This is a genomic window from Streptomyces sp. NPDC001027 (assembly GCF_040299045.1).
Lineage (GTDB): Bacteria > Actinomycetota > Actinomycetes > Streptomycetales > Streptomycetaceae > Streptomyces.
Genome location: NZ_JBEPBI010000387.1, coordinates 1 through 5,075 on the forward strand (window position 1 = coordinate 1; position 5,075 = coordinate 5,075).

The window sequence follows — 5,075 nt, forward strand, 5'->3', positions numbered from 1 at the left end:
GGGCCGTCTGAGCCCCGGTCCGCCCGGGCCCGCCCCGGCCGTCAGCCGGCCTCCTCGACCAGGTCCTCGGGGCCGACGGTCGTGGGGACGCGGTGGCCGCACAGGGCCAGCGTGAGGTCGAACTCGGCGAGCAGGCAGCGGATCACGTGGTCGACGCCGGACTGTCCGTCCAGGCCGAGCCCGTAGACGTAGGGTCGGCCGAGCAGCACCGCTCGCGCACCGAGGGCGAGGGCCTTGAAGACGTCGTCGCCGGTGCGCACCCCGCTGTCGAACAGCACGCTCAGCCGGTCGCCGACCGCCCGCGCCACCCGGGGCAGCGCGTCGGCGGCCGCCACCGAGCCGGCCACCTGCCGGCCTCCGTGGTTGGAGACCACCACGCCGTCCATCCCGGCGTCCGCCGCCAGTCGGGCGTCGTCGGGGTGCAGCACGCCCTTGAGCACGATCGGGCCGTCCCAGTGCTCCCGCAGGAACGCCAGGTCCGGCCAGGTCTTGCCGGGGTCCGCGAACAGGCTCACGAAGTGCGTCACCGCCGCGTCGGGGTCCTCGTGCACGGGCCGGGCGAGACCTGCCGCGAAGGCGGGGTCGGTGAAGTAGTTGGCGGTGCCCACGCCGTGCAGGAACGGCAGATAGGCCTGGTCGAGGTCGCGGGGCCGCCAGGCCAGCATCGGGGTGTCGAGGGTGACGACCAGCACCGTGAAGCCGCTCGCCCTCGCCCGGTCCAGAAAGCTGCGGGTGACTTCACGGTCCTTGGACCAGTACAGCTGGAACCACCGCTCGGCGTCCCCCATCGCCTCGGCCACCTGCTCCATCGGGGTGCTGGAGGCCGACGACAGGATGTACGGGACCCCGTGTGCCGCCGCCGCCCGGGCCGCCGCGGACTCCGCCTCCGGGTGCATGATCGACAGCACGCCGACCGGCGCCAGCGCCAGCGGCGCGGGCAGCGTGCGGCCCAGCACCTCGACCGACAGGTCCCGCTCGTGCACGTCGCGCAGCATGCGCGGGACGATCCGGCGGCGCTCCAGCGCCGCCCGGTTGGCCCGCGCCGTGCTGCCGTCACCCGCGCTGCCCGAGACATAGCCGACCGGCCCCGGCGCGAGCCGCCGCTCGACGAGCTCCTCCAGCCGGGTCAGGTCGGTGGGCAGCCGGGGGACCGCGCCGGTCGTCCCGTTGAGATAGATCTCGTACTGGAAGTCCCCCCAGTGCTTGGCCATGCGTGCGTCCCGTCTCTCGTCGTCCCGTTCGTCCCGCTGGTCCGGGCGTCCCGTCCCGTCGCGCCGTCGCCCGGGCGCGGGCGCCGCGGGGGCGACCCTACCGGCGGGTCGGAAAGATCGTCGGGGCGCCGGGGGACGCCCGTCGGGGGTGCCGGGGCCGCTAGCGGAATGTTTCAGGCCGATTAACGAAGCTATGAGAACCGGTCATCGAACTGATCGAAGGGATCATGAAGCGCTTGTTTTCGGCGTTGGAACGTTCGAATTTAGTGACTTCACGCCACTGATTCAACACACAAGGTTACCGAAACCCATGGGGTCGATGTGAGATTCGGCGACGGACTCGGCAGACTCGCGCTCGCCGCGTTCGGCGCCGACCGAGTCGGACCGGCACACCCCCGAATCGAGCGGAAGGATGCACACGATGCGGAACACCGCGCGCTGGGCAGCGACCCTCGGCCTCACGGCCGCAACCGTCTGCGGATCCCTCACCGGATCCGCGGTCGCCGCCCCGGCCGCAGCGCCGACCTCCCTGTACGCCCCGTCGGCACTCGTGCTGACCGTGGGCCACGGAGAGACCGCGGCCACCGCCAACGCTGCCCGGGCCGTCACCCTGAGCTGCGCTCCGACGCCCTCCGGCACCCATCCGGCCGCCGCGTCGGCCTGCGCCGAACTGCGCGCCGCCGGCGGCGACCCGGAGCTCCTGGCCGGCCCCGGCCACGCCGTGTGCACCAGGCAGTACGACCCGGTGGTCGTCACCGTGGACGGCGTGTGGCAGGGCCGACGCATGGCCTTCGCCCACACCTTCGCCAACGAGTGCGTGAAGAACGCTGCCGAGAGCAGCCTCTTCGCGTTCTGAGGACCGGGATCACGTGGTCCCCGTGGACACCGAGGGCAGGCTCGTGAAGTGGGGAGTGCGAGCCCCTGGCGCGGGACCGCTGTGATCTCGTACCCGGAGGCCGGACAGGCGGTGTGGGGCTGCCGCCGGCCTCCGGGCTTTTCGTGTATACGACCGGGCCGCGCGTCGGCCGTGCCGGACGCCGCCCGCGGGCATGGCTCAGGAGCGCTCCCGGTCCCGGTGGCTGGTGTCGCACCAGGGATAGCGGCGGCTGCGCCGGCAGGTGCACAGAGCGACCCGGAAGCGGTCGGAGGAGGCGGTGGTGCCGTCCTCCAACTCCACCTCCACCGGGCCTTCGACGAGCAGCGGCCCACGGCGTCGGACGCTGATCCGGCAGGGCTCGTCGGCGGGGGAGTTCGACATGGGCGACCACCGGCCTCTCGTTCTCGTCGCTTCTCGTGCGTTTCGGGTCGTTTCTCGTCGTCCGGGGGCGTCGGCGGCGCCGACGCGGGGCCGGTCAGGAGGCGCGGGCGGTCTCCCGCTCGGGCAGCGGGATCCGCAGGGCGGATTCGCCGGAGCGCCAGGCGGCCAGCAGGCGCTCGCCGAGACGGTCCTCCAGCATCCCGGTCGCGTCGACGCCGAACGCGACGTCGGCCGCGAGGCGGGGCTCCTCCTCGAGCAGGCCGGCGATGACCTCGTGGCGCACGACCTGCTCGTGGACGGCGTCCGCCTCGACGTGCTCGTCGTAGAAGTGGACGGCGGCGGGGCCGGCGTCCGCGCGGCGCATCGCCTGCGCGAGCCGCCGTGAACCGGGCGAGGAGGTGATCTCCACCGCCGCGAAGTGGCCGACCAGCGCGCCCCGCAGCGACCGGTGCAGGCCGAACAGGGACATCATGTTGACCACGGCCAGCGTCTGCGCGCACGCCGCGTCGAGGTAGCGGCCGTAGCCGGTGTCCAGCCCCAGGTCCGCCATCAGGTCCGCGAAGAGCCGGGCGTGCACGCGCTCGGGCCGGCCGCCGCCGTACTCGTCGAACTCCACCGCCGCCATGGCCGCCTTGGCCCGGCCCCACAGCCGCGGGAGCACCCACGCGTGCGGGTCCGCCTCCTTGAGGTGGTACAGGGAGCGCTGGGCCGCGTACTCTCGCAGCTGCCAGAGCTCGCCCTCGGCGGCGAGGAAGTGACTGACGCCCGTGCCCTCGACGGGCTCCACCAGGATCTCCGCAAGTGCCTCGTCCAGGGAGTCGTGGACGGGTGTGTCCGTGCGCAGGGCGGTCAGGAAGCGGTGTTCCAGCGCGGCCCGGACCCGCAGCAGCGCCGGATCCCACTCGCGGTCCGGGGACACCCCGGCGAAGCCTCGGTAGTGCAGCTCGTAGCAGAGGTACAGGGCCAGCTGGAGGTCGTCGCCGTACGGGGAGGCGGACGCCGCCGCCTCGTCCGCCGGTAGGGGGCCGGCGTTCTCCAGATAGGCGCGGACGGCCGTGGAGACCGGGCCCCGGGGGTCCGGCAGCGGCGGTCCTGCGAGGTCGAGTGCCATGCGGGCCGGGTACCCAGCGGTCGGCGGAAACACCCCTCGGTCTGCGGTCCGGCGCAGGAGAGGCGCTGCGCCGCCCGGCGGCCGGCCGAGGGGCGCGGTCCGCGGGGTCAGTCGCCCCGGGACTCCTCCTGGGCGCGCCGGTCGGCGGTGAGAGCGTCAGCGGCCTGGCCCCTGCGCCGGGAGTGCTCGCCCTGCGGGTCGTCGACGCGGGTCTCGGCGTCCTCTATCTCCTGGATGACCTCCTCCAGAGCGGTCCGGGGGCGGTCCTGACCGGTGTCGGGGCGCTGCTCGTCGTCGGGCACGGTGGCTTCCTTCCGCCGGTCGGCGCCGGTGTCGGGGGCAGTGCGGGTGTCGGTGTGTCGGTGTCAGTGTTTCGCGAGGCGCAGCGGGATCGGCTCCGGGGCCGCGTCCGCGTCGTCGGCGAGCCCGGTGACCTCCGCCCACCAGGCCGGGCCGTCCTCCAGATGCCGCAGCATGACGCCCTCACGGATCGCCCAGGGGCAGACGGTGAGCGTGGAGAGCCCGGTGAGCTTCATCGCCGTGTGCCCGATCACCGCGCCGGCCAGGCTCTGCGCGGCGCGCGGCGCGGAGATGCCGGGCAGCCGGGCGCGTTCGGCCGAGGGCAGGGCGGCCAGCGTGTCGACGGCCTTGCGCAGGTCGTCGCGGCGCAGGGTGCGGTCCATGAACGGGCCGTGCCGCCCGGGCGGCGCCCCGCACAGCCGGCCGAGCTGCTGGAAGGTCCGGGAGGTGGCCACCGCGGTGCGCGGGCCCTCCCAGCGGATCCGGGCGGCCACGTCCCTGAGCTGGTGACGGATCCGGCGGCGCGCCGCGCGCAGGAGCTCGGGGGACGGCGGGTCCTGGTCCGCGAAGAGGTCGTGGGTGAGGCGGGCCGCGCCCAACGGCAGGGAGACGACGAAGTCCGGCAGCCGGCCCCGGCCGAAGGCCACCTCGAAGGAGCCGCCGCCGATGTCCAGCAGGGCGAGCGGCCCCGACCGCCAGCCCATCCAGCGCCGGGCGCCGAGGAACGTCAGCTCCGCCTCCACCTCGCCCGGCAGGGTGGACAGCGCGACGCCGCTGCGCGCGCGGACCGTGCGCAGCACCTCCCGCCGGTTGGGGGCGGCGCGGACCACGGCGGTGGCGAAGGCGAGCGGCCCCGCGGCCCCCCACCGGTCCGCGGTCCGGGCCGCGGCGGCGACCGCCTGCACGAGCCGTTCCACGGCCCCGTCCGGAATGGGGTCACCGGGCTTGACCTGCTCGGACAGCCGCAGCCGCCACTTGGCCGTGTGCACCGGCAGCGGAACTCCGCCCGCCGCGTCGGCGACCACGAGTCGCACGGTGTTCGACCCCACGTCCAGAACGCTGATTCTCATGGACCGCGAGTACCCAGGCCCGTGCCTTCATGCGCCGCCGGGGAGGAACGGAACGTGACGGTGGGCGATCACGACAAAGGGAAGTCCGCTGGGGGTCCGACGCCGCAGGGGCCGCCGTCCGGTGC

Annotated in this window: 6 protein-coding genes; 1 reads left to right on the plus strand and 5 read right to left on the minus strand. The window is 74.4% G+C overall.

Translation table 11 applies throughout. The features are described from left to right. Nucleotides 1-41: 41 nt before the first annotated feature. A complete protein-coding gene (locus ABT300_RS41180) occupies nt 42-1,211 on the minus strand; it encodes a lactate 2-monooxygenase (protein WP_351687477.1) in 1,170 nt (389 codons plus the stop codon). Nucleotides 1,212-1,632: 421 nt separating this feature from the next. On the opposite strand from ABT300_RS41180, the gene ABT300_RS41185 reads away from it, so the two are divergent. Then, nucleotides 1,633-2,067 (plus strand): subtilase-type protease inhibitor, encoded by a 435-nt coding sequence (locus tag ABT300_RS41185; protein ID WP_351687479.1) that lies wholly within the window; start codon nt 1,633-1,635, stop codon nt 2,065-2,067. Nucleotides 2,068-2,265: 198 nt separating this feature from the next. Here the strand turns inward: ABT300_RS41185 and ABT300_RS41190 are convergent, their stop codons facing one another. From ABT300_RS41190 to ABT300_RS41205, 4 genes are all read right to left on the minus strand, one after another. Then, the gene (locus ABT300_RS41190; protein WP_351687481.1) at nt 2,266-2,469 is read right to left on the minus strand and encodes a CDGSH iron-sulfur domain-containing protein; all 204 of its coding nucleotides are present in this window, start codon (nt 2,467-2,469) and stop codon (nt 2,266-2,268) included. Nucleotides 2,470-2,563: 94 nt separating this feature from the next. After that, nucleotides 2,564-3,580 (minus strand): iron-containing redox enzyme family protein, encoded by a 1,017-nt coding sequence (locus tag ABT300_RS41195; RefSeq protein WP_351687483.1) that lies wholly within the window; start codon nt 3,578-3,580, stop codon nt 2,564-2,566. A gap of 107 nt (nt 3,581-3,687) precedes the next feature. After that, nucleotides 3,688-3,882: a hypothetical protein gene (locus ABT300_RS41200; RefSeq protein WP_351687486.1), complete on the minus strand. Its 195-nt coding sequence runs from the start codon at nt 3,880-3,882 to the stop codon at nt 3,688-3,690. A gap of 63 nt (nt 3,883-3,945) precedes the next feature. Next, a complete protein-coding gene (locus tag ABT300_RS41205; RefSeq protein WP_351687489.1) occupies nt 3,946-4,950 on the minus strand; it encodes a Ppx/GppA family phosphatase in 1,005 nt (334 codons plus the stop codon). Nucleotides 4,951-5,075: the final 125 nt, after the last annotated feature.

Bases quoted from the DNA above. Each gene is read 5' to 3' on its own strand.
- ABT300_RS41185 (WP_351687479.1), top strand. From the start codon at position 1,633: ATGCGGAACACCGCGCGCTGGGCAGCGACCCTCGGCCTCACGGCCGCA.
- ABT300_RS41180 (WP_351687477.1), bottom strand. From the start codon at position 1,211: ATGGCCAAGCACTGGGGGGACTTCCAGTACGAGATCTATCTCAACGGG.
- ABT300_RS41190 (WP_351687481.1), bottom strand. From the start codon at position 2,469: ATGTCGAACTCCCCCGCCGACGAGCCCTGCCGGATCAGCGTCCGACGC.
- ABT300_RS41195 (WP_351687483.1), bottom strand. From the start codon at position 3,580: ATGGCACTCGACCTCGCAGGACCGCCGCTGCCGGACCCCCGGGGCCCG.
- ABT300_RS41205 (WP_351687489.1), bottom strand. From the start codon at position 4,950: ATGAGAATCAGCGTTCTGGACGTGGGGTCGAACACCGTGCGACTCGTG.